This window comes from Mesorhizobium sp. B2-2-3 (assembly GCF_006442405.1).
Taxonomy (GTDB): Bacteria; Pseudomonadota; Alphaproteobacteria; order Rhizobiales; family Rhizobiaceae; genus Mesorhizobium.
This window is the reverse complement of the sequence record NZ_VFWC01000004.1, coordinates 382,568-402,355: the sequence shown is the minus strand read 5'-3', so window position 1 is coordinate 402,355 and position 19,788 is coordinate 382,568. Positions and strand designations below refer to the sequence as shown.

Here is a 19,788-nt window from a genome sequence, read left to right as displayed (position 1 = left end):
TAGTCAGATGCCGCCGCCATTGTCGTATTGGTCTTCGGCAATGTCACGCTCGTTCAGCCAGTGTTCCAGGGCATCTACCATCTCCTCGGCCGATTTGCCGAGCGTCTTCAGATGGATTTCCGGTTTTTCCGGCGCTTCGTAAGGCGAGTCGACACCGGTGAAATTCTTGATCTCGCCATTGAGCGCGCGGGCGTAGAGGCCTTTCGGGTCACGCCTGGCGCATTCCTCGAACGGCGTGTCGACGAACACTTCGACGAACTCGCCTTCGGCCATCAATTCGCGGGCCATGCGCCGCTCGGCGCTGAAGGGCGAAATGAAGGAAACGATGACGATCAGCCCTGCATCGGCCATGAGGCGGGCCACTTCGGCGACGCGGCGGATGTTTTCGACGCGGTCGGCGTCGGTAAAGCCGAGATCGCGGTTGAGGCCGTGGCGGACATTGTCGCCGTCGAGAATGTAGGTATGGCGCCCGGAGGCAAACAGCTTCTTCTCGAACAGGTTGGCGATGGTCGATTTGCCCGAGCCCGACAGCCCGGTGAACCAGAACACGGCGGGCCGCTGGTTCTTGATGTCGGCACGTACCCGCTTGCCGACATCGAGCGATTGCCAATGGATGTTCTCGGCACGGCGCAGCGAATGCAGGATCATGCCGGCGCCGACCGTGGCGTTGCTGATGCGGTCGATCAGGATGAACGCGCCGGTTGTACGGTTCTCGGCGAAGGTGTCGAAAGCGATCGGCGTGCGCGTCGAGATGTTGCAGATGCCCACTTCGTTCATCTCGAGCGACTTGGCAGCTTCACGGGCAAAGTCATTGACATTGACCCGGTATTTCAGGTCGGTGACGGTAGCGCTGGTCTGGTCGGTCTCGGTGCGCAGGATATAGGAGCGGCCCGGCAGCAGCGCATGTTCGTCGAACCAGACGATGTTGGCGGCGAACTGGTCGGCGACCTGCGGGCGTGCCGCAGGCGCCACCAGCATGTTGCCCCGGGAAATCTCGACCTCGTCATCGAGGACAAGCGTGATGGCCTGGCCGGCAACCGCCTGGGCGAGGTCGCCACCCTGCGCGACGATGCGCCTGACGCGGGAGGATTTGCCCGATTTGGCGACGACGACCTCGTCGCCTTGCGAGATCGCGCCCGAGGCGATCGTTCCGGCGAAGCCGCGAAAATCGAGATTGGGGCGGTTGACGTACTGCACCGGAAAACGGAACGGTAACTCGGCCGCGGCCTCGTCGACCGAAACGGTTTCGAGATGTTCGATCAGCGTCGGGCCGGAATACCATTCCATCCTGTCGGAGCGGCCGGTGACGTTGTCGCCGTAGCGCGCCGACATCGGGATCGGCACGATGGTCTCAAAGCCGAGATCGCGCGAAAACTGCTGATAGTCCTGCGTGATCCGGTCGAAGACCGCCTTATCGAAATCGACGAGATCGATCTTGTTGACGGCCAGCACGATATGGCGGATGCCGAGCAGCGAGGCGATGATCGAGTGGCGCCTGGTCTGGCGCAGCACGCCTTGCCGCGCATCGATCAGCACGATTGCCAGGTCGGCGGTGGACGCGCCGGTCGCCATGTTACGCGTGTACTGCTCGTGGCCGGGCGTGTCGGCGACAATGAATTTGCGCTTTGGCGTGGCGAAGAAGCGATAGGCGACGTCGATGGTGATGCCTTGCTCGCGCTCGGCTTCGAGACCGTCGACCAGCAGTGCGAAATCGATGTCGTCGCCGGTCGTGCCGTGCTTGCGCGAATCGCGTTCGAGCGCGGCAAGCTGGTCCTCGAAAATCTGCTTGGTGTCGGAGAGCAGACGGCCGATCAGCGTCGACTTGCCATCGTCGACGGAGCCGCAGGTGAGGAAGCGCAGCAGCGACTTCTTCTCCTGCGCCGCCAGATAATCGCGGACGCCGTCGGTAGGTGCGAGGCTCTTTGCCATGATGTGGCGCATGGTCAGAAATACCCCTCGCGCTTCTTCTTTTCCATCGAGCCGGCTTCGTCCCGGTCGATCAGGCGGCCCTGCCGTTCGGAGGTGCGCGCGGTCAGCATCTCGCCGACGATAGCTTCCAGCGTGTCTGCTTCCGATTCGATGGCGCCGGTCAGCGGGTAGCAGCCGAGCGTGCGGAAGCGCACCAGCCGATTCTCGATCGCCTCACCGGGGCGCAATTTCATGCGATCGTCGTCCTTGAGGATGAGCATGCCATCGCGTTCCACGACCGGCCGCTGCTTGGCGAAATAGAGCGGCACGATCGGGATGTTCTCCTGCAGGATGTACTGCCAGATGTCGAGCTCGGTCCAGTTGGACAGCGGAAAGACGCGGATCGATTCACCCGTGGCGATGCGGGTGTTGAAGATCTTCCACATTTCGGGACGCTGGTTCTTCGGATCCCAGACATGCTGGGCGTTGCGGAAGGAAAAGATGCGCTCCTTGGCGCGCGATTTTTCCTCGTCGCGGCGGGCGCCGCCAAAGGCGGCATCGAAACCGTATTTGTCGAGCGCCTGGCGCAGCGCCACGGTCTTCATCACATGGGTGTGCGTGTTCGAGCCATGATCGAAGGGATTGATGTTGTCGCGCACGCCATCCTGGTTGACGTGAACCAGGAGATCGAAACCGAGTTTTTGCGCCATCTGATCGCGAAAGGCGATCATCTCGCGAAATTTCCAGGTTGTGTCGACATGAAGGAACGGAAAGGGCGGCTTGGCGGGATAGAATGCCTTCATCGCCAGGTGCATCAGCACGGACGAATCCTTGCCTACGGAATAGAGCATGACCGGCTTGGCGAAGGCGGCCGCGACTTCACGGAATATGTGGATTGACTCGGCCTCAAGCCGCTGCAGGTGCGTAAGCGCTGTTGTCATGGCCTGTCTAGCGTTCTCTCGTGCCTTCCGACAGAAGACCTGGCATCAAATCATCGGGCTTCCCGCCCGGTTCAAGCTTGCTTCTGGACAATGTTATTCTTGCGGGCGTTCTAGCAGATCGCCGCTGCCCAGAACAATGCAAGACGCGCCTGGCAAGGAGTGGTTCGGGAATGAATTTTCCATCCATGCGTCAAAATGCGGAAATTCCTGCTTGTCACGCCGGCGGCTGAGAAAATGCGGGGGAAAAAATTGCTTGATGAAAAGCACGCAGTCTTCGCCGCGCCCAAATCCGATCGTCTGCCAGCGACTACCGATTTTCGGTGGCAATCGGCCTTGATGCACTTTCAGAAAAAGACCCAAGCCGCTATACCGGCCCCTGAAAGCGGGCAGATGCACGATGCGACACGGGCAATTTCGGCAGGGCTATGTTCGCCGCCGTCAGACAATCCGCCGTGTGAAGCGTCCGAGAATGGTGAGCCGCCCTTGAGCCAGCTTTCATCGATAAGACGGCAGTTCTCGCCCGCGCGGATCAATATCTATTTTTCCATCGCTTGCTTCTTTTTTCCACCGGTCCTGGGGTCTGTGGTGAGCTTCGTGTTCAACGGCGGCGGCCTGTGGTCGGTTCTTTTGATCGCCTCGAAAAAGAGGCGCTTCAACATCGACCGGGCGATGATGGCGCTCACGATCGCGATCTATGCCTATTGCGCGGCAAATCTCCTGGCTTCGCTCGCCAATAACGCAATTGTCAGGGATGCGCCGCATCTGATCCCGCTCGTCACCTTCCTGTTTTTCCCCCTCTCCTATTCAACCTGGAGCATTACGCAGAAAACAACCCTTGTCCGGATCATAATCCTCAGCAGCATGGCCGCCTGTTTCGTCGCGCTGCTGTTGGCGATCATCCAGCAATATTGGATCGGGATGAGGGCGGAGGGCGGAGCGGGAAATGCGATCGTGTTCGCCACGGTCGTCTGCCTTGCAGTGATGGCCTGCGTGGCCGGTGCCCTGTCGGGCATCGAAAGGCACAAGAGTGCGCTGATCTGCGCAGCGCTCGGCGGAACGATCGCCATCATCTATTCCGGCACGCGTATCATCTGGCTGGCGCTGCTGATTTCCGGCATTGCCGTGCTGTTGATCAACCAGCATTGGCTGAAAGGGAAGAATGCCGTCCGTCTGCTGCTTCTGATGGCGGCGATCGGCGTCGCGGTCGCCGCTATCGGATTCCATACGATATCCGACAGATTTGATTTTCTGCGCTCTGATTGGGACGCGCTTGGGGCGCACGGCAATTCCGACACCTCGCTTGGAATACGTGTTGCCCTCTGGGACATCGGCCTGAAGGCATTTCGCGACATGCCCTTGTTCGGACACGGAGTGGGCGCCAACCAGCTCTTGATCCGGCAGGGCTTCCAGGACCTGTTCGCGAAAACGGCAGGTTTCAATCATTTTCACAATGGTTTCCTGACGGCATTGGTACAGGCGGGCATCCTGGGCGCCGTGACTTTGGCGGCGATCTTTGTCGTCGCCGGCAGAAACGCCGCCCTGGTCCTGCGCAACAGCGCCGACCCGATCGAGCGCTTTGGCGCCACCATGGTCGTCGTCATGGTGATCACCTACCTGACGGCTGGGATGACAGGCATCCTGATCGGCCAAGACATCCTGGATTCGGTGTTCATGGTCTTCCTGGTATCCGGGACCTATCTTGCGTCGGGACGTCAGGCCCCGTTGCCGGAAGAGATGCCGCTTCCGCCAGTCACGCAATAGCGGCTCCGGGCAAGGCAATGAAGGTCTTGGTCACAGGCGCATCGGGCTTCATCGGACGCCTTGTCGTGCAAAGGCTTTGCGAGGCAGGGGTGGAGGTTCGCCTCGCCTCGCGCTACCCAGAAAGGCTCGCTTCGGGCAGCGACATCGTTGGCTTGCCGCGTTTCGATGCGCCGGCCAAGGACTTCCTTGCCGTCACCCGTGACATTACAGACGTCGTTCATTGCGCCGGGCTGAACAATGATCACGGCGGTGCCACCGAAGCCGACTACCGAGCGGCCAACGCGGAATTGAGCGCGCGGCTGGCGCATGCGGCTGCCACGCAGGCAAGCGGACGCTTCATCCAACTGTCATCGGTTCGGGCCGTGATCTGCGCCCGCGTCAGCGCAACGATCGACGAGCATACGGTCCCCGATCCGCAATGCGCCTACGGGCGCTCGAAACGCGAAGGCGAGATCAGGGTCCTGGACGCCTATGCATCGCACGGCCGCGCCGACGCCGCCGTGCTGCGCCTGCCTGCCGCCTACGCAAGCGGCATGAAGGGCAATCTGGCAATGCTGATGCGCCTGGCCGGTACGGGCCTGCCGCTGCCGACAGGTATTCTGACAGGAACCCGCTCGCTGGTGTCGGCCGACGCAGCGGCGCAAGCCGTGCGGCATTTGTTGGCTCATCCGGGGCCGCTTAGCCCTGCCTATATAGCCAGCGATGTGCCTCCGGTGTCGGTGGCAGCCGTCGTAAGCGCCTTCCGTAAGGGACTTGGGCGGCCGGTGCGCCTGGCTGCCGTACCGGCCAGCCTGATGCGGATGGCCGCGGTGGCGCTAGGCAAGCGGGCGTTTTGGGAAAGCATGACGGCGACACAGATATGCGACCCTTCCCTGCTCGTCTCGCAGGGCTGGCTGCCGGAAACAGCGACGCTTGATCGTCTAAGCGAAATCGCGGCGCGCAGCAGGCAAGCTCAACCTGGATAAATCGTCGCAAGCAGGATGCGAAGATCAAGGCCGATCGACGCGACCTTGAGATAGTCGGCATCGGTTTCGGCCAATAGGGCCGGGTCCGACATGTCGATGCCCTTGACCTGAGCCAGGCCGGTGATGCCGGGAAGCGCCGATGAAACGCCCAGCCGTCGGCGGCACTCGATCAGCTCGGTTTGCGTCGGCAGACAGGGACGCGGTCCGACCAAGCTCATCTCGCCCTTCAGAACATTCCAGAACTGCGGCAGCTCATCGAGCTTGAACTTCCGCAGGGTCTTTCCGGCCGGCGTCACGGCATTCGCCGGCGCCTCGTGCGAAGGCAAGGATGGCGTGCCGACATACATCGTGCGCAATTTGTGACAGCGAAAGAGCACGCCATCGCGGCCAACCCGCGTTTGAGAAAAGATGGCCGGACCGGGCGACGATATACGAACAGCCAGGACAGCGAGCGCCAGGACTGGGGACGTGACCAGCAGCAGCAGCGCCGCGCCGGCAAGATCGAAGATTTGCTTGGCTGTCTTCATGAACCGCCGATAGTGCTCGTTGCCAAAACCAAAGACGAAAATACGAATCCGCTCGACGTAGCATGAGGCTATCGCTCGACCAAGCTCGACCCCTCGCCTGCTCGGATGCGCCCGCAGAGGAATGCCAGCCAGCGCCCCAGGGTCCCGAAGGTCCGCCGATAAATGCCGCTCTTGCGCAGATTGCTCAAGCGCCGAAGAAGGCCAGGGTCTGTTGAAGCATCAGTTCGCCTGCCCGGCCGCTTTCGGGATCACGGCCTCAGGCACGTCCCCTCTTACCTTCTTGGTATGGTCAAGACCTGCAAGCACCGCGAGCGAGGATGCCTTGTCCTGGCTCTTCACGGATTGCTGCAGGGCCGCAAGCGCCGCCTGGACATCGGACCATTCCGCGACATCGGTGCTCAGGCCAAAAATCTTGGAAATGCCGAGTTCGACCAGCTCCTCATCCTCACCATGCAACGTTTCATGGAGTTTTTCACCGGGCCGGATTCCGGTGAAGCGAATGGGGATGTCCGTGTATGGGCTTTTTCCGGACATGCGGATCATCGTCTCGGCAACTTCGAGGATCGGCACCGGTTTGCCCATGTCGAGCATGTAGACGGCGTAGTCGTCGCCGGCTTTCCGCGAGGCGGCATCGGCAGCCGACATGATGACGAGGTCGACGGCTTCGGCCACGGTCATGAAATAGCGCGTCATGCGCCGGTCGGTTATGGTGACCGGACCTCCGGCCTCGATCTGCGCCTGGAATATGGTTGCGACCGAGCCATTGCTGCCAAAGACATTGCCGAACCGAACGGCTATGAACTTGGTGGCGGGGCGCCGCGCGCCGGGCTCGCCGGCGGGCGTTTCATGCAAGGCGCTGACGATCTGTTCGGCCGCCCGCTTCGTCAGGCCCAGCACGGATGTCGGGTCCACGGCCTTGTCGCTCGAAACAAGCACGAATTGCTTGACGCCGCATTTGGCGGCAACCTCGGCACAGACAAGCGTTCCGAAGACATTGGTCTGGATGGCCGAATCCCAGTTTTCCTCGAGCAAAGGCACATGCTTCAGTGCCGCGGCGTGGAAAACGATGTCCGGCTTGAACTCGGTGACGACACGCGTCATCTGGCGCCGGTCGGCGACATCGACAATGCGGACCTTGAGGCGGTCATGGTCCTTCTCTTCGACGTATTGGCTCAACTGGAAAATGCCGAACTCGGAATTGTCGGCAACCAGCACCGCCTCCGCGCCCAGTTCCAGTGACCTCTTGACCAGGGTGCGGCCGATGGAACCGGCGCCGCCGGTGACCAGGACGCGCTTGCCGCCGACGAAGGCCCCGATGCGTTCGATGTCGGACGGAACCGTGGGGCGGCGCAGGATCGTTTCCATCTCGACCTCGTCGAGAACGAGCTTTCCCTCCTGGCCGAGCTGCGAAAGCCCCGAGAACTGCACCACCGCTATGTCGCCTTGCCGGGCAACACGGACGAGCTCCGAATACTCCTCGATCTCATGTTCGGCGCCGCTGCCGAAAATCAGCAGGTCCAGGCTTGTCGTACCCTTGGCGTATTCTTCCAGCACCTCGATCAGGCGGGGGCGGGTGGCCACGACGGGAACGCCCTGGATCCGAGTGCCCTGCGGAACACCGTGCTCAATCGCCATAATCCCTGCAATTGAATACTCTACAGGCTGCGTCGTGCGCGTGAAACGGATGATTACGTCGGCCTCGCTCAGCTTGCCGACAAACACCGCTCTCTTGGTCGAAGCCTTGCCGCGACTCAGAATGCGCCAGCTCGCGCCGTCGCGAAAGAACCGGTAGAAAATCCGGGGCGCCGAGATGATCGTGAAAGAAACCAGGAAGAAGACGATGAACTGGCGCTCATTGAGGCCCGCCACCGGCTGAAAGGAACGAACAAAAAGCGAAACACAGTAAAGGACGATGGTCAGTATTGCGCAGCCCTTCAGGATGTTGAAGAAATCCGGCGTCGAGGCGAAGCGCCACACAGTATTGTAGAGGCCGCAATATCTGAATAACAGATGACTAAGAATAATGATGCTCGCCCAGCAAGCGAAACCCGCTGGAGAGAACGCTTCGAACGACAGCCTCGACTGCGATAAAGTCAGGCTAAGCGCCACCGCCACCAAAACCATGGCGATGTCTTGAATCATGATGATGGCGCGACGCATTGTGGGCCGGAGTCCGGGTACAGCTTCTACATAGGATTTCATCGGACGGTACTGAACTCCAGGCGCGAAGACTTCAATACTAAAGTGGCTCTAGAGCGAATACCATCCGTCACCGGCGGCTTCTTTTTAGTACCAAATCTTCGGCCCCCGCCGCGTGTATCGCATAGCGTGGACTTGAAATCATCGCCAGAGATTTTTTCATAGGTTGGCGGGTGAAGAGAAAGTCCGTTTGATCAAGATCTTGCACATCAACTGCAAAGAGCCCTAGAGTCCGACAGCAACTCAGGATAGAGAGAGGGGTCGGCCGGAGAGGTCAATCCTTGACTACTCTTTGCCCTGGTGCGGTCTGCTCTCGACCTATGGCCTATGGTTCCGCAGATATCAAGCGGTTCGAGAATGCCGGCAGCGCGATCGTGAGGCCATCGCTCGGTCCTTGACGCCAGACGGCTCTCACCCTGTCGACGCGGCTGGGAATGCAGTGTGGATAGCTGGAAGGAAAGGTGAACCGCCCGAAGCGATTTTGCGGTTGACAGCCAAGTCTGCTGCAATATGACGGTCTTCCCTTTACCAGCCAAAGCGAAGTGATGAAGTTTGGATCAAGTGGCCTGCGAGGGTTGGCTTCAGAATTAGTCGGGAAACCCAGCGGCCTTTATACGGAGGCTTTCGCTTGGCGTCTCGTTGCCGATGGGGTCCGATCGAAGGCCAAGGTGTTCGTTGGTCGCGACTTGCGCGATAGCAGTCCGACGATCGCCGCCAACTGCATGGCTGCCTTGGCGGCAAGTGGGTTTCAACCGATCGATTGCGGTGCCATTCCAACGCCAGCCTTGGCGTTGTATGCCGGGCAGCATGACGCAGCGGCGCTCATGGTTACGGGTTCGCACATCCCTGCGGACCGCAATGGCATCAAGTTCTATAGCCCGCGGGGCGAGATCACCAAGGCCGATGAAGCCGCTATGGCACACTATGCTGCCGAACGGCTAGACGCCTATTGCCCCCCGCCGCCAATAGGTACGGCTTTGCCGGGGCATCACGACAATGCGATCGCCGCCTATCGCGCGCGCGCTGATGACATCTTGGAGCCTGGGTCCCTTTCGGGCCTGAGGCTCGGCGTCTATCAGCACAGTTCGGTCGCGGCGGATCTTCTGGTGGAGGTTCTCCGATCCTTTGGCGCAGATGTGACACCTGTCGGGAAATCGGAGACCTTCGTACCCGTCGATACCGAAGCCGTTGACGAAACCACAATTGCAAAGTTCAAGGGTTGGGCGCGAGAATTCCACCTCGACGCCATCGTGTCGACCGATGCCGATGCTGATCGGCCACTGATTGCCGACGAGAATGGTGACCTGTTTCGCGGCGACCTGATCGGCCTCGCCACGGCTCTGTTCCTGCGGGCTGACATCGTGGTGACGCCCGTGACTTCCAATTCAGGTATTTCGAAAGCCTTCGGTTTTACGGTTCTGAGAACGAAGGTCGGATCTCCTTTCGTCGTCGAAGCCATGGAAGCCTCACACCACCCCGGGAAAATCGTTGTGGGCTTTGAAGCCAATGGTGGCGTTCTCTTGGGGTCGGACTGTTCGCTACACGGCAAGACATTGACGGCATTGCCGACACGGGATTCACTGCTCCCCATCCTGGCTGTCCTCGGGATGGTCGCATCGACAAGAAAATCGCTGTCAGGTCTGCGCGCGTTGTGGAATCTTCCGGCCTGTGCAAGCGAACGCCTTGAGAATTTTCCAGTGGAGAGTTCGCGCAGCTTGATGCGTCGGCTCGCGGATCGGCCTGCACTGCAGCGGTTTCTGGCCCCGTTCGGGACTGTTGCTGAAGTTGACGAGACCGACGGCCTAAGGACACAAATGCTGACTGGCGAGATCATCCATCTGCGGCCGTCCGGCAACGCGCCTGAACTTCGCTGTTATTCGGAGGCAGCAGACCCAGGCAGAGCGAGAGCGATTGTGGCGCTGACGCTCGACAGGGCGCGGGCAATCGCATCCACAAACGAAGCAGAGGTCATTTCATGAAAGTGGTTCCCGTCATCATCAGCGGTGGAGCCGGATCGCGACTATGGCCTGCCTCAAGGCAATCGCACCCCAAGCCTTTTCTTAAAGTGGCGGACGGGCATTCGCTTATTCAGCACACAGTGCTGCGCGCCGCGTCGATTGAGGGCGTGGTGGAACTCGTGGCTGTAACGTCCGGGGACCACCTTTTCCTCACGAAGGACGACTTCGACGAACTGGATTCGGTTGTGTTGCCACGTACGTTTCTGCTCGAGCCGGAAGGCCGGGATACGGCCGCTGCCGTGGCGGCAGCCACTGTCCATACCAAGGCAACGCAGGGCCCTGATGCGATTCTATGCGTCTTCCCGGCCGATCACATGATTGGCAACTTGCCTGCGTTTCTAGACGTTATGGGCCGGGCCATCGAATACGCAAAACTGGGGCGGATTGCCACATTGGGCATCAGCCCGACCAGACCGGACACGGCATTCGGCTACATCGAAGCCGATGGTGAGAAAGTCGTCCGTTTCGTTGAAAAACCGGATCTCGACACAGCCAAGGCCTATGTCGCCTCCAAACGCTTCTTCTGGAACGCGGGGATATTCTGCTTCAGCGCGCAACGCATGCTCGACGAGATGGCTTTGCATTGCCCCGAAGTGATCCAGGCGGTTTCCGACAGTTATGAGAACGGCCGATTCAGTCAAGGCGAAGGCTTTGCCAAAATCGAACTCGCGCCCGAGCATTTTGGCTCCGCTCCGCGTATCTCTCTCGATCATGCGGTTATGGAGAAGGCGAACAATCTTGCCGTGGTTCCTTGCGACATGGGTTGGAACGACATCGGATCTTGGAACGCAATGGCCGATTTGATCGCTCCTGACGAAAGCGGCAACAGGCTGCGCGGCGATGTTCATATGGTCGACACCACCGGCAGCTATGTAAGTTCCGACAAGCGCGTCATCGGCACGGTCGGGGTCAGCGATCTGGTGATCGTGGATTCTCCCGACGCATTGCTTGTCGCCTCCCGCGATCGCGTTCAGGACGTCAAGAAGTTGTTCGAGGGCCTCAAGGCTTCCGGGCATGAGGCACATTTGGTCCACAGCACCGTACATAGACCGTGGGGCACCTATACGGTTCTGGAGGAAGGCGAGCGCTTCAAAATCAAACGCATCGAGGTGAAACCCGGCAGACGTTTGAGCCTGCAAATGCACTACCATCGCTCCGAGCACTGGGTCGTGGTCAGCGGGTCCGCGAAAATAGTCAACGGCGACCAGGAGCTGTTCCTGGCGACAAACGAGTCGACCTACATCCCCTGCGGTCATAAACACAGGCTGGAGAACCCGGGCCGGATTGACCTGGTGATCATTGAAGTGCAAAGCGGCGATTATCTCGGCGAGGACGATATCGTGCGTTTTGACGACGTATACGGCCGCGCCTGACAATCCATTGGCTCACGGTGCTGGGCGACCAATCACCGGATAAACCGAGAACATCGATGAAAAAGACAGCTTTGATTACCGGCATCACCGGGCAGGACGGCGCCTACCTGGCGGAGCTTCTGCTTGCCAAAGGGTATGAGGTTCACGGACTTGCACGGCGTTCAAGCACTGCCGATGTGAACACCACGCGCCTGAAGTGGCTCGGCATCGAGAAAGACGTTCGGATCGTGGACGGAAACCTCACGGATTTGTCCGGTCTGGTTAGAACAATGCGCGATGTGAAGCCGGATGAAGTCTACAATCTTGCCGCCCAGTCTTTCGTCAAGTCATCGTGGCAGCAGCCGATCCTGACGGGCAACGTTACCGGCATAGGCGTGACCAATGTTCTTGAGGCAATCCGCCTGGAATCGCCGGAGGCCCGTTTCTATCAGGCATCATCCTCGGAAATGTACGGCCTTATCCAGGAGCCGATGCAATCGGAAACCACACCTTTCTACCCCCGTTCCCCTTATGCGGTGGCGAAGCTCTATGGTCACTGGATTACGGTCAATTATCGCGAAAGTTTCGGCCTGCATGCCTCAAGCGGCATCCTGTTCAATCATGAATCTCCGCTTCGCGGCATCGAGTTCGTCACCCGCAAAGTCACGGATGCGGTCGCGCGCATCAAGAAAGGCATGGCAAAGGAATTGCGTCTCGGCAACATCGACGCCAAGCGTGACTGGGGTCATTCCAAGGACTATGTCCGCGCCATGTGGCTGATGGTACAGCAGGACCAGCCGGACGATTACGTGGTCGCGACAGGCAGGACGACAACTGTGCGCGACATGTGCCGTATCGCATTCGACCATGTTGGGCTCAAGATGGATGACCATCTTGTGATCGATCCCGACCTATTCAGACCGGCCGAAGTCGAAATTCTGCTCGGAAATCCCGCCAAGGCAAAGCAGAAGCTGGGATGGGAGGCGACGACCTCGCTGGAAGCAATGATCTGCGAAATGGTGGACGCGGACCTCGACCGCCTTACCAACCCGCCGAGCCGCGGGTAATCGGAAAGCCCTCTTTGCCAACATGATCGGCACGTTGACGCATCGCATCCTGATAACCGGGGCCAGTGGGTTCGTCGGCACGACACTCTTGCAGTTGCTGGAGCGGGAGCACGGTTCCTGCGAGGTTTTTGCTTTTGGTCACGGCGAAGGGCAAAACCCGATCGATCTGCTGGACCAGGACGCGGTCGACACGGCCGTCCAGAAGGTACAGCCCACCGCGCTTATCCATCTGGCAGCAGTCGCCGCCCCTTCCGATGCACGCAATGCGCCGCGACATGCCTGGAACGTCAATGTTACAGGCACGATGAATCTTGCCGATTCCGTGATGCGCCACGCGCCACAGGCACGGTTCGTTTACGTTGGCAGCTCGGAAGCGTACGGCGCTTCCTTCCAAAGCGCCCGCGGCCCGGTGACGGAGAGTGCCCCGCTTCGGCCAATGACGATCTATGGCGCTACCAAGGCAGCAGCAGATCTGATGATCGGTCAAATGGCCTATGACGGCCTGCGCGCCATCCGCTTTCGCCCGTTCAACCATACCGGCCCGGGCCAGTCCGATGCCTACGTTGTCTCCGCCTTCGCACGCCAAATTGCAGAGATCATATCGGGCAAGAACAAGCCGGTCATTCATGTCGGCAATCTTGAAGCCGAGCGCGACTTCCTCGATGTTCGCGACGTGGTGCGCGCCTATGCGAGCGCCGCGACGATGGATTTGGATGACGGACCGGACCATGTCTACAACATCGCATCCGGGCAGCCCCGAAGAATCCACGACATATTGGATATGCTTGTCGCACAGGCAGGCATCGATATCGAAGTGCATACAGACCCCGAAAAATTTCGCCCAAACGATATCTCCTCGGCATGGGGTGATGCCTCAAAGGCACGCGACAAGCTGAATTGGAGTCCTCTAGTGCCATTCGAGCAGACACTCAGCGACGTTTTGGGGTATTGGCACCGGATATGTAGCGCGCGTTGACTGCGAGACGCGCGCAAAGGATTGATCACATGTTCCGAAGCCTATGGCAGTACCGCCATTTCATCATGTCCTCCATCAGAGGCGACCTAAAAGGGCGTTTCGTGCGGTCGCGCCTGGGCGGCCTGTGGTTCATCCTTCACCCGCTTGCGCAGGCAGTCATCTTCTCGATCGTTCTCTCGGAAGTTCTCAAGGCACGGCTTCCGGACACAGACAGTCCCGCCGCCTACCCGATCTATCTCCTGTCGGGCATGGCCGCATGGACGCTGTTCAGCGAGATTCTCATGCGCAGCATGACCGTCTTCATCGAGCAGGCGCCCGTGATGAAGAAGATTGCCTTTCCGCGTTTGTGCCTTCCCGTGATCGTCGGGGGCACGGCGCTGATCAATCACCTGCTGCTGCTCATCGCGCTCTTTATCATCTTCATTTTCCTCGGGCATATTCCGGGCCGTGCTTTGGTCTTGCTGCCGATTGGGATCATCTTGATTGCGGCGATCGGCTTCGGCCTTGGCGTGATCCTAGGCGTGATGAACGTGTTCATTCGAGATGTTGCGCAGATTATGATGATAGTGCTGCAGCTCTGGTACTGGCTGACGCCGATCGTGTATCCGGCTAACGTACTGCCGGAAGAATACAGCTTTATACTCCGGCTGAACCCGATCACCCCGATTGTGGCGCTGTATCAGGACGCACTGCTGTTCAACAAATGGCCAAGTCCTGAAGGCCTCATCATGCCGGCGGTTCTGGGATTTGTGAGTATGGCCTTCGCTATGATCTTCTTTCGGCGTGCAAGCCCCGAACTGGTCGACGTGCTATAAATCATGACCCTGCTTTCCGTCAGCCATCTGTCGAAGCGCTATGCAAACTATGCAAGCAACCTGGAAAGGTTTGCGGCGTGGTTCGGCGCGCCAATCAAGCCAACCGAGGAATTCTGGCCGGTAAGGGACATTTCCTTTTCCCTGGCGGCCGGAGAGGCACTCGGCCTGATCGGTCAGAACGGTGCCGGCAAGAGCACGCTTCTGAAGCTGATCACTGGGACGGTGCGGCCGACCGAAGGCACCACAAGTGTTGGTGGCCGCATCAGCGCCATCCTTGAACTCGGGCTCGGCTTCAACCCCGAGTTTACCGGGCGGCAGAACGCCTATCATGCCGGCGGATTAATGGGCCTTTCGCAAGTGCGCCTAGCCGAACTCATGCCGCATATTGAGGACTTTGCCGAGATCGGTGACTTCTTCGACCAGCCGCTGCGAACCTATTCGAGCGGCATGCAGGCGCGCCTGGCCTTTGCGCTAGCCACCGCGGAGCGACCGGAAGTGCTGATCGTCGACGAGGTGCTTTCGGTTGGCGACAGCTATTTCCAGCATAAGAGCTTCGACCGGATACGAAGCTTCAGGGCGGCGGGCACCTCGATCATTCTGGTTACCCACGGCTTGGGTGATGTCAGATCATTGTGCGATCGGGTGATTTTGCTGGACAAGGGCCAGGTGCTAAAGGACGGGCCACCCGACGAAGTCGTCGACTATTACAACGCTTTGATCGCAACCAAGGAGAACGCGAAGCTGACCATCGAGCAGCGGCGGGAAAAGGACAATTGGCTCTACAGCAGGAGCGGAACCAAGGCGGCCGCGGTGGAATCGGTCGCGCTGATTGACGGGGAAAGTGGGGAGCCGATCAAGGCCGCCGTTTCAGGACAAGACATGACAATTCGACTGCGGATAGTCGCGAAAGAGGATATTCCGGAACTTGTCATAGGGTTTATGCTAAAAGACCGCGGCGGCCACACTGTTTGGGGGACCAACACCTGGCATACAGGCCAGGTGCTTTCAAGCATTGCAGCCGGCGACAAGATCGACTGCAATCTGCGCCTTGTCTGCGCTCTTGGCCAGGGTTCCTACGGGCTTTCCGTTTCGCTCCATACAGGAGACGTTCACATCGATAACAATTTCGACTGGATCGAAAATGTCGAAGTTTTCGACGTCATCAATTTAGACCGTCCGTTCTTTGTTGGGACGAGCCGCCTCCAACACGCGTTCGACATCGTCAGATGAAAAAGAGCTTCGATGATCTGTACAAGGCCTTCGAAGACCGTTTCCGCGGTTCAAGGGAGCTCGTCAAGGACCGGCTCAGGATTTACCTACCCTTGCTAGCACAGGTGCCACGACAGGGCGAAGGGCCGAATCTAGCGATTGATCTTGGCTGCGGGCGTGGTGAATGGCTCGAAATACTTACGGAAGCTGGCTTTAACGCCGCGGGCGTGGACTTGAACAGAGGCATGGCGCGAGAGGCATTTGAACATGGGCTAAAGATCGAACTACACGACGCTATAGACTATCTAAAAGGACAACCAGACGATAGCGCGATCGTCATTTCGGCCTTCCATATGGTTGAGCATGTGCCGACGGAATATCTGATCGAGTTGCTCGATGAATGCCACCGGGTGATGGCGAAGGACGGTCTGCTTATTCTGGAAACCCCCAATCCAGAAAATGTCTCGGTCGGCGCGCACACCTTCCATCTCGATCCGACGCATAAGAGCCCCCTGCCCCCGAGTCTTTTGGAATTTCTGGTGGAGCAGGCTGGGTTCCCGGAAACCGCGATCCTGAGGCTGAACGGTGAGCCGATGATCGAAGCGGGGCCGATCGAGCGTGGCATCCATGTTATGTTCGACATGGCGCGAGATTACGCATGCCTAGCAAGAAAGCAAAATGGGGAGTCGAATAAAGAAATAGAATTACTTGGCGACTTCGTACAGGTCGCCTCGCAGCAAGCGCCTAACGATATGGCGAAAATAAAAGGCTGGCTTCACTCTGCTGACAACGAAATTGCCAGCAACCGTAGTACGGTTAGATCACAAATATTGCCCCAAATCGACCAGCTCCATCAGTTGATCGCATCCCTCACCGCGCAGTTGAATTCGACTCAAAAGGACACCGCGGAATTTCGAGGCACTATCGCCTTTCTTACGCAACAAATAGAGATGAACCACACCGAAATTTCCCTACTTCAAACGAAACTTTCTAGAATTGAATCCACGATTCTTCAAAAATTATTTAGGTGGGCATCGGCTTTGTTTTCTACGTCCGCCAAATAGGAATAGCCCACTGAAAACCTCAGGATCGACTTCGTGACAGCCGTTATGTCAAAATCTGCAACGACCAACTCCAAACCCGCCTCCACTTCACCTTCGCGGAGCCGCATTCTTGTTGATCTCAGCACCAGCTGGCGTCACCGGTCTTCTCCTCCAGTCGGTATAATTCGATGCGAACATGAGGTGGCGAGACATTTCCTATCCGAGTCTCCGGAGAATGTCATTTTTGGCTATTTTTCCGACGAAACTCAAGAATATAGCCAAATACCGCAAGAAACCGTCATACAGATGATCACGAACTCGGCCTCTTCGGGCAGTTCGTCGACATCCGGCAGAGACACTCCAAGCGAACAGAATTTGGATCACGATTCTTCTTCCGCTAAATCTTACGCCAAAACTTTCATGGCCGGGTTGTTGTTCGCAAATTATATGGTTGGACGAACCCTTGGCTTCAACAACTGGCGCCTCAAAGGAGCAACACGGGCTAAGCAATACGTGGCCGACCATCATGACGAAATTGATTTTGACACGTTGGGTAGATTAGCCAAATTCTGGACCTCTGGTCCTACTGTCGACCTGAAGGCACCCCTTGCCGGCCTTCGCATGACCTTGGTTCACAGCGCTCCTCCGCCCGGCTCATTGCCGGTACCGATGGATACCATCCGCGCGATACTATTGCCCGGAGTTTTCTGGGAGGGAAGCAAGGCGAAATGGCTTTGGAAAATAAAGTCACAGAAAAATATTCAAGTAAGTCTGCTTTTGTTCGATCTCATTCCGATTGTGGTTCGCCAGTTCTCGGAATCCGGAGCCGCCCAGAATTTTGCCGCGTGCCTCCACTATCTGCTTTGGGCTTGCGACCATTTCTTCTGCATCTCCGACAGCACGGCTTACGATCTCCGACGGTATGCTGATGCATGTGGCTACCCTCCGATTCCAGTCAGCAAAGCACAGATTTGCAGACTAGGGCCCGCGCGGTTTGTGCACGAGGCAACCTCTGATTTGGTTGAATATCCACGCATTTTTGGCTCACAGAGAATCGAGCCGGGGAGGTTTGTACTCTTTGTTAGTACGATTGAGTCGCGGAAAAACCATGACTTCGCGTACCATTTGTGGCGGCGCCTGGCACTGAAGCACGGCGCCAAGCTATTTCCTCTCGTTTTTGCCGGCAAGCAGGGTTGGGACACCGAGAGTCTCATGAGGAAAATCTCTCAGGATCCGGCCATCGACGGGCGTCATATCGTCCATTTCGACAATGTTAGCGATGACCAGTTGCGTTGGCTGTACACAAATTGCGCATTTACAATCTTTCCCTCTCACTACGAGGGTTTCGGCATGACCGTGGCTGAGAGCCTAGCTTTTGGAAAGCCGTGTATTGCATCAAAAGGGTCGTCCATAGAAGAGGCCGGCCAAGGGCTTGCAGATCATATCGATACGCTTGACGGAATTGGGTGGATTGAGGCGATTGAAAAGTATATGTTTGACAAAAATTCTCTAGAGACCAAAATTGACCAAATTAAGGTCAGCTACAAGCCTTATACTTGGGACGAATTTACGACGCCGATCGTTCGACACATGCTTCATACTTCGGATACCACGTCGATTAATGATTTCAATATTCGATAGTATCCAAGGAAGATACCATGAATTATGATATTTCATACATCGGCGTATATCCTATCAGCAAACCGTATCACGGCGGGCAACGAAGAGTTAGAGCATTTGTTGATGCGCTGATTGATAGCGGCATGCGAGTTGATTACGTGCCGATATTCTCCGCTGTTTCTTACCCCGAACATGACAGAGGTGAAAGCGAGTTTGCCTTCGGCAGAGAGTCGCATGCGGCGCTCGTTTCCGACGGACGAAAGTTGGATCTTCATGCGCACTCGATATTCGGTCTGGAGCCATCGTATAAAGAGAATCTCTTGGCGAGGATTAGGCGGTGCTCGCCGAAGGTAATCATTTTTGAACAACCTTGGCATGCAGCTTTGCTAGCAGACCTTAGAGAATACGGCCTAGAGGATGCGAAGATTGTCTATTCGAGCCAGAATGTTGAATCGCAGCTTATGGCTTCTGCCTTCGATCGAAGCGAATCGGAGAGGTTGGAGCGTGAGCTAGTCGAGGCATCGGACCTGGTAGTTGCTTGCACGGAACACGATGCCAAGGTCTACGCAGAGTGGGGAGCGAAGAAGATTTGCGTATTCGGCAACGGACACATCCGTCGCAACGCATCCGAAAGTTTATTGCGCTCTTGGCGGCACGAACTTAAATACCGGAAAGTTGCAGTCTTTACCGGTAGTGCGCACCCGCCAAATGCAGAAGGTTTCTTTGAATTGTTCCTTCCTGCTCCGGGATGCATTCCCCCTGACGCTAGGCTCGTGGTTGTAGGGGGAGTCTGCGACCTCATTACTTCATCGCCGCTATACGGATCGAATCGTTCGATATTTACTGAGACGACAATGCTCATCGGACGTCAGGAAGAGGATGCGCTGAACGCGCTATTCGAGTTAGCCGAAGTTGTCGTGTTGCCGGTAACCTCTGGTGGCGGGTCTAATTTGAAAACAGCCGAGGCGCTTCTTTCTTTAAAGCCAATCGTCGGCACCTCTAAAAGTTTCGTGGGGTTTGAGGATTACAGGTCGTTGGATGGCGTTACAATTACAGACGACCCTACTAAATTCAAACGTGCCGTTAGAGATATATTTTTGTTCGGAGAAAAATCTAAGAGACGTTTCGAAGATGTGTGTAATTTGACCTGGGAAAATGTTTTGCGTGATTACCCTTCCTACATAAAGGAACTTTTAGCCTGATTTACACACTGCTGATCTGATACTTCTTCGAAGTTCAGCTGCGCCGATGAAAAATAGCCATTGAAAGGCGGCAGAGCTTGACGTTTAGGGAACAACGTATTGGCGCTGGTAGCCCTCGCCCTGACAGGCCCATCGCTTGCCACTCAAGCCGCCACAGACAAGACCATGAGCGTAAGCTCCTGCTG

At 57.5% G+C, this 19,788-nt stretch carries 15 protein-coding genes; 11 read left to right on the top strand and 4 right to left on the bottom strand.

Annotated features, from left to right (window positions below; all coding sequences use genetic code 11):
• Positions 1 to 3 precede the first annotated feature (3 nt).
• Positions 4 to 1,941 carry a sulfate adenylyltransferase subunit CysN gene (cysN, locus tag FJ951_RS10495; RefSeq protein ID WP_181172223.1) on the bottom strand — a complete coding sequence of 646 codons (1,938 nt, stop codon included), beginning with the start codon at positions 1,939 to 1,941 and terminating at the stop codon, positions 4 to 6.
• A gap of 2 nt (positions 1,942 to 1,943) precedes the next feature.
• Positions 1,944 to 2,849, bottom strand: coding sequence for a sulfate adenylyltransferase subunit CysD (gene cysD, locus FJ951_RS10490; protein ID WP_140494839.1), 906 nt, complete (start codon positions 2,847 to 2,849; stop codon positions 1,944 to 1,946).
• Between the two features lie 483 nt (positions 2,850 to 3,332).
• Here cysD and FJ951_RS10485 point away from each other — a divergent pair, with 483 nt between their 5' ends.
• Together FJ951_RS10485 and FJ951_RS10480 are read left to right on the top strand one after the other, a co-directional pair.
• Positions 3,333 to 4,610: an O-antigen ligase gene (locus tag FJ951_RS10485; RefSeq protein WP_140514968.1), complete on the top strand. Its 1,278-nt coding sequence runs from the start codon at positions 3,333 to 3,335 to the stop codon at positions 4,608 to 4,610.
• A gap of 17 nt (positions 4,611 to 4,627) precedes the next feature.
• Complete coding sequence (locus FJ951_RS10480; protein ID WP_140514905.1) at positions 4,628 to 5,575, top strand: NAD-dependent epimerase/dehydratase family protein; 948 nt, start codon at positions 4,628 to 4,630, stop codon at positions 5,573 to 5,575.
• On the opposite strand, the gene FJ951_RS10475 is transcribed toward FJ951_RS10480, so the two are convergent.
• Both FJ951_RS10475 and FJ951_RS10470 read right to left on the bottom strand, forming a co-directional pair.
• The gene (locus FJ951_RS10475; RefSeq protein ID WP_140494844.1) at positions 5,563 to 6,102 is read right to left on the bottom strand and encodes a sugar transferase; all 540 of its coding nucleotides are present in this window, start codon (positions 6,100 to 6,102) and stop codon (positions 5,563 to 5,565) included. The two genes, FJ951_RS10480 and FJ951_RS10475, sit on opposite strands and share 13 nt — an antisense overlap.
• 219 nt (positions 6,103 to 6,321) lie before the next feature.
• On the bottom strand, positions 6,322 to 8,304 hold the full coding sequence (locus tag FJ951_RS10470; protein WP_181165146.1) for a nucleoside-diphosphate sugar epimerase/dehydratase: 1,983 nt from the start codon (positions 8,302 to 8,304) through the stop codon (positions 6,322 to 6,324).
• Between the two features lie 542 nt (positions 8,305 to 8,846).
• Here FJ951_RS10470 and FJ951_RS10465 point away from each other — a divergent pair.
• From FJ951_RS10465 to FJ951_RS10425, 9 genes are read left to right on the top strand one after another with little or no spacing between them, the layout of a single operon-like run.
• Positions 8,847 to 10,280 (top strand): phosphomannomutase, encoded by a 1,434-nt coding sequence (locus FJ951_RS10465; protein ID WP_140514903.1) that lies wholly within the window; start codon positions 8,847 to 8,849, stop codon positions 10,278 to 10,280.
• The gene (locus tag FJ951_RS10460) at positions 10,277 to 11,692 is read left to right on the top strand and encodes a mannose-1-phosphate guanylyltransferase/mannose-6-phosphate isomerase (RefSeq protein WP_140514901.1); all 1,416 of its coding nucleotides are present in this window, start codon (positions 10,277 to 10,279) and stop codon (positions 11,690 to 11,692) included. The genes FJ951_RS10465 and FJ951_RS10460 overlap by 4 nt, the downstream gene beginning before the upstream one ends.
• A 56-nt stretch (positions 11,693 to 11,748) precedes the next feature.
• On the top strand, positions 11,749 to 12,738 hold the full coding sequence (gene gmd, locus FJ951_RS10455) for a GDP-mannose 4,6-dehydratase (protein WP_140514900.1): 990 nt from the start codon (positions 11,749 to 11,751) through the stop codon (positions 12,736 to 12,738).
• A 34-nt stretch (positions 12,739 to 12,772) separates the two neighbouring features.
• Positions 12,773 to 13,714: a GDP-mannose 4,6-dehydratase gene (locus FJ951_RS10450; protein WP_246671700.1), complete on the top strand. Its 942-nt coding sequence runs from the start codon at positions 12,773 to 12,775 to the stop codon at positions 13,712 to 13,714.
• A gap of 29 nt (positions 13,715 to 13,743) precedes the next feature.
• A complete protein-coding gene (locus tag FJ951_RS10445; protein ID WP_140514897.1) occupies positions 13,744 to 14,529 on the top strand; it encodes an ABC transporter permease in 786 nt (261 codons plus the stop codon).
• 3 nt (positions 14,530 to 14,532) lie between these two features.
• Positions 14,533 to 15,759 (top strand): ABC transporter ATP-binding protein, encoded by a 1,227-nt coding sequence (locus FJ951_RS10440; RefSeq protein WP_140514895.1) that lies wholly within the window; start codon positions 14,533 to 14,535, stop codon positions 15,757 to 15,759.
• A complete protein-coding gene (locus tag FJ951_RS10435) occupies positions 15,756 to 16,802 on the top strand; it encodes a methyltransferase domain-containing protein (protein ID WP_140514893.1) in 1,047 nt (348 codons plus the stop codon). The genes FJ951_RS10440 and FJ951_RS10435 overlap by 4 nt, the downstream gene beginning before the upstream one ends.
• Before the next feature lie 33 nt (positions 16,803 to 16,835).
• Entirely contained in the window at positions 16,836 to 18,422 is a 1,587-nt protein-coding gene (locus FJ951_RS10430) for a glycosyltransferase family 1 protein (protein ID WP_140514892.1), read from the top strand.
• Positions 18,423 to 18,439: 17 nt separating this feature from the next.
• Complete coding sequence (locus FJ951_RS10425; protein ID WP_140514890.1) at positions 18,440 to 19,603, top strand: glycosyltransferase; 1,164 nt, start codon at positions 18,440 to 18,442, stop codon at positions 19,601 to 19,603.
• The last annotated feature ends 185 nt before the right edge of the window (positions 19,604 to 19,788 follow it).

Excerpts from the sequence above, each read along its gene's own strand:
- cysN (WP_181172223.1), bottom strand. The coding sequence starts at position 1,941 with ATGCGCCACATCATGGCAAAGAGCCTCGCACCTACCGACGGCGTCCGC.
- cysD (WP_140494839.1), bottom strand. The coding sequence starts at position 2,849 with ATGACAACAGCGCTTACGCACCTGCAGCGGCTTGAGGCCGAGTCAATC.
- FJ951_RS10480 (WP_140514905.1), top strand. The coding sequence starts at position 4,628 with ATGAAGGTCTTGGTCACAGGCGCATCGGGCTTCATCGGACGCCTTGTC.
- FJ951_RS10475 (WP_140494844.1), bottom strand. The coding sequence starts at position 6,102 with ATGAAGACAGCCAAGCAAATCTTCGATCTTGCCGGCGCGGCGCTGCTG.
- FJ951_RS10470 (WP_181165146.1), bottom strand. The coding sequence starts at position 8,304 with ATGAAATCCTATGTAGAAGCTGTACCCGGACTCCGGCCCACAATGCGT.
- FJ951_RS10465 (WP_140514903.1), top strand. The coding sequence starts at position 8,847 with ATGAAGTTTGGATCAAGTGGCCTGCGAGGGTTGGCTTCAGAATTAGTC.
- FJ951_RS10460 (WP_140514901.1), top strand. The coding sequence starts at position 10,277 with ATGAAAGTGGTTCCCGTCATCATCAGCGGTGGAGCCGGATCGCGACTA.
- gmd (WP_140514900.1), top strand. The coding sequence starts at position 11,749 with ATGAAAAAGACAGCTTTGATTACCGGCATCACCGGGCAGGACGGCGCC.
- FJ951_RS10445 (WP_140514897.1), top strand. The coding sequence starts at position 13,744 with ATGTTCCGAAGCCTATGGCAGTACCGCCATTTCATCATGTCCTCCATC.
- FJ951_RS10440 (WP_140514895.1), top strand. The coding sequence starts at position 14,533 with ATGACCCTGCTTTCCGTCAGCCATCTGTCGAAGCGCTATGCAAACTAT.
- FJ951_RS10435 (WP_140514893.1), top strand. The coding sequence starts at position 15,756 with ATGAAAAAGAGCTTCGATGATCTGTACAAGGCCTTCGAAGACCGTTTC.
- FJ951_RS10425 (WP_140514890.1), top strand. The coding sequence starts at position 18,440 with ATGAATTATGATATTTCATACATCGGCGTATATCCTATCAGCAAACCG.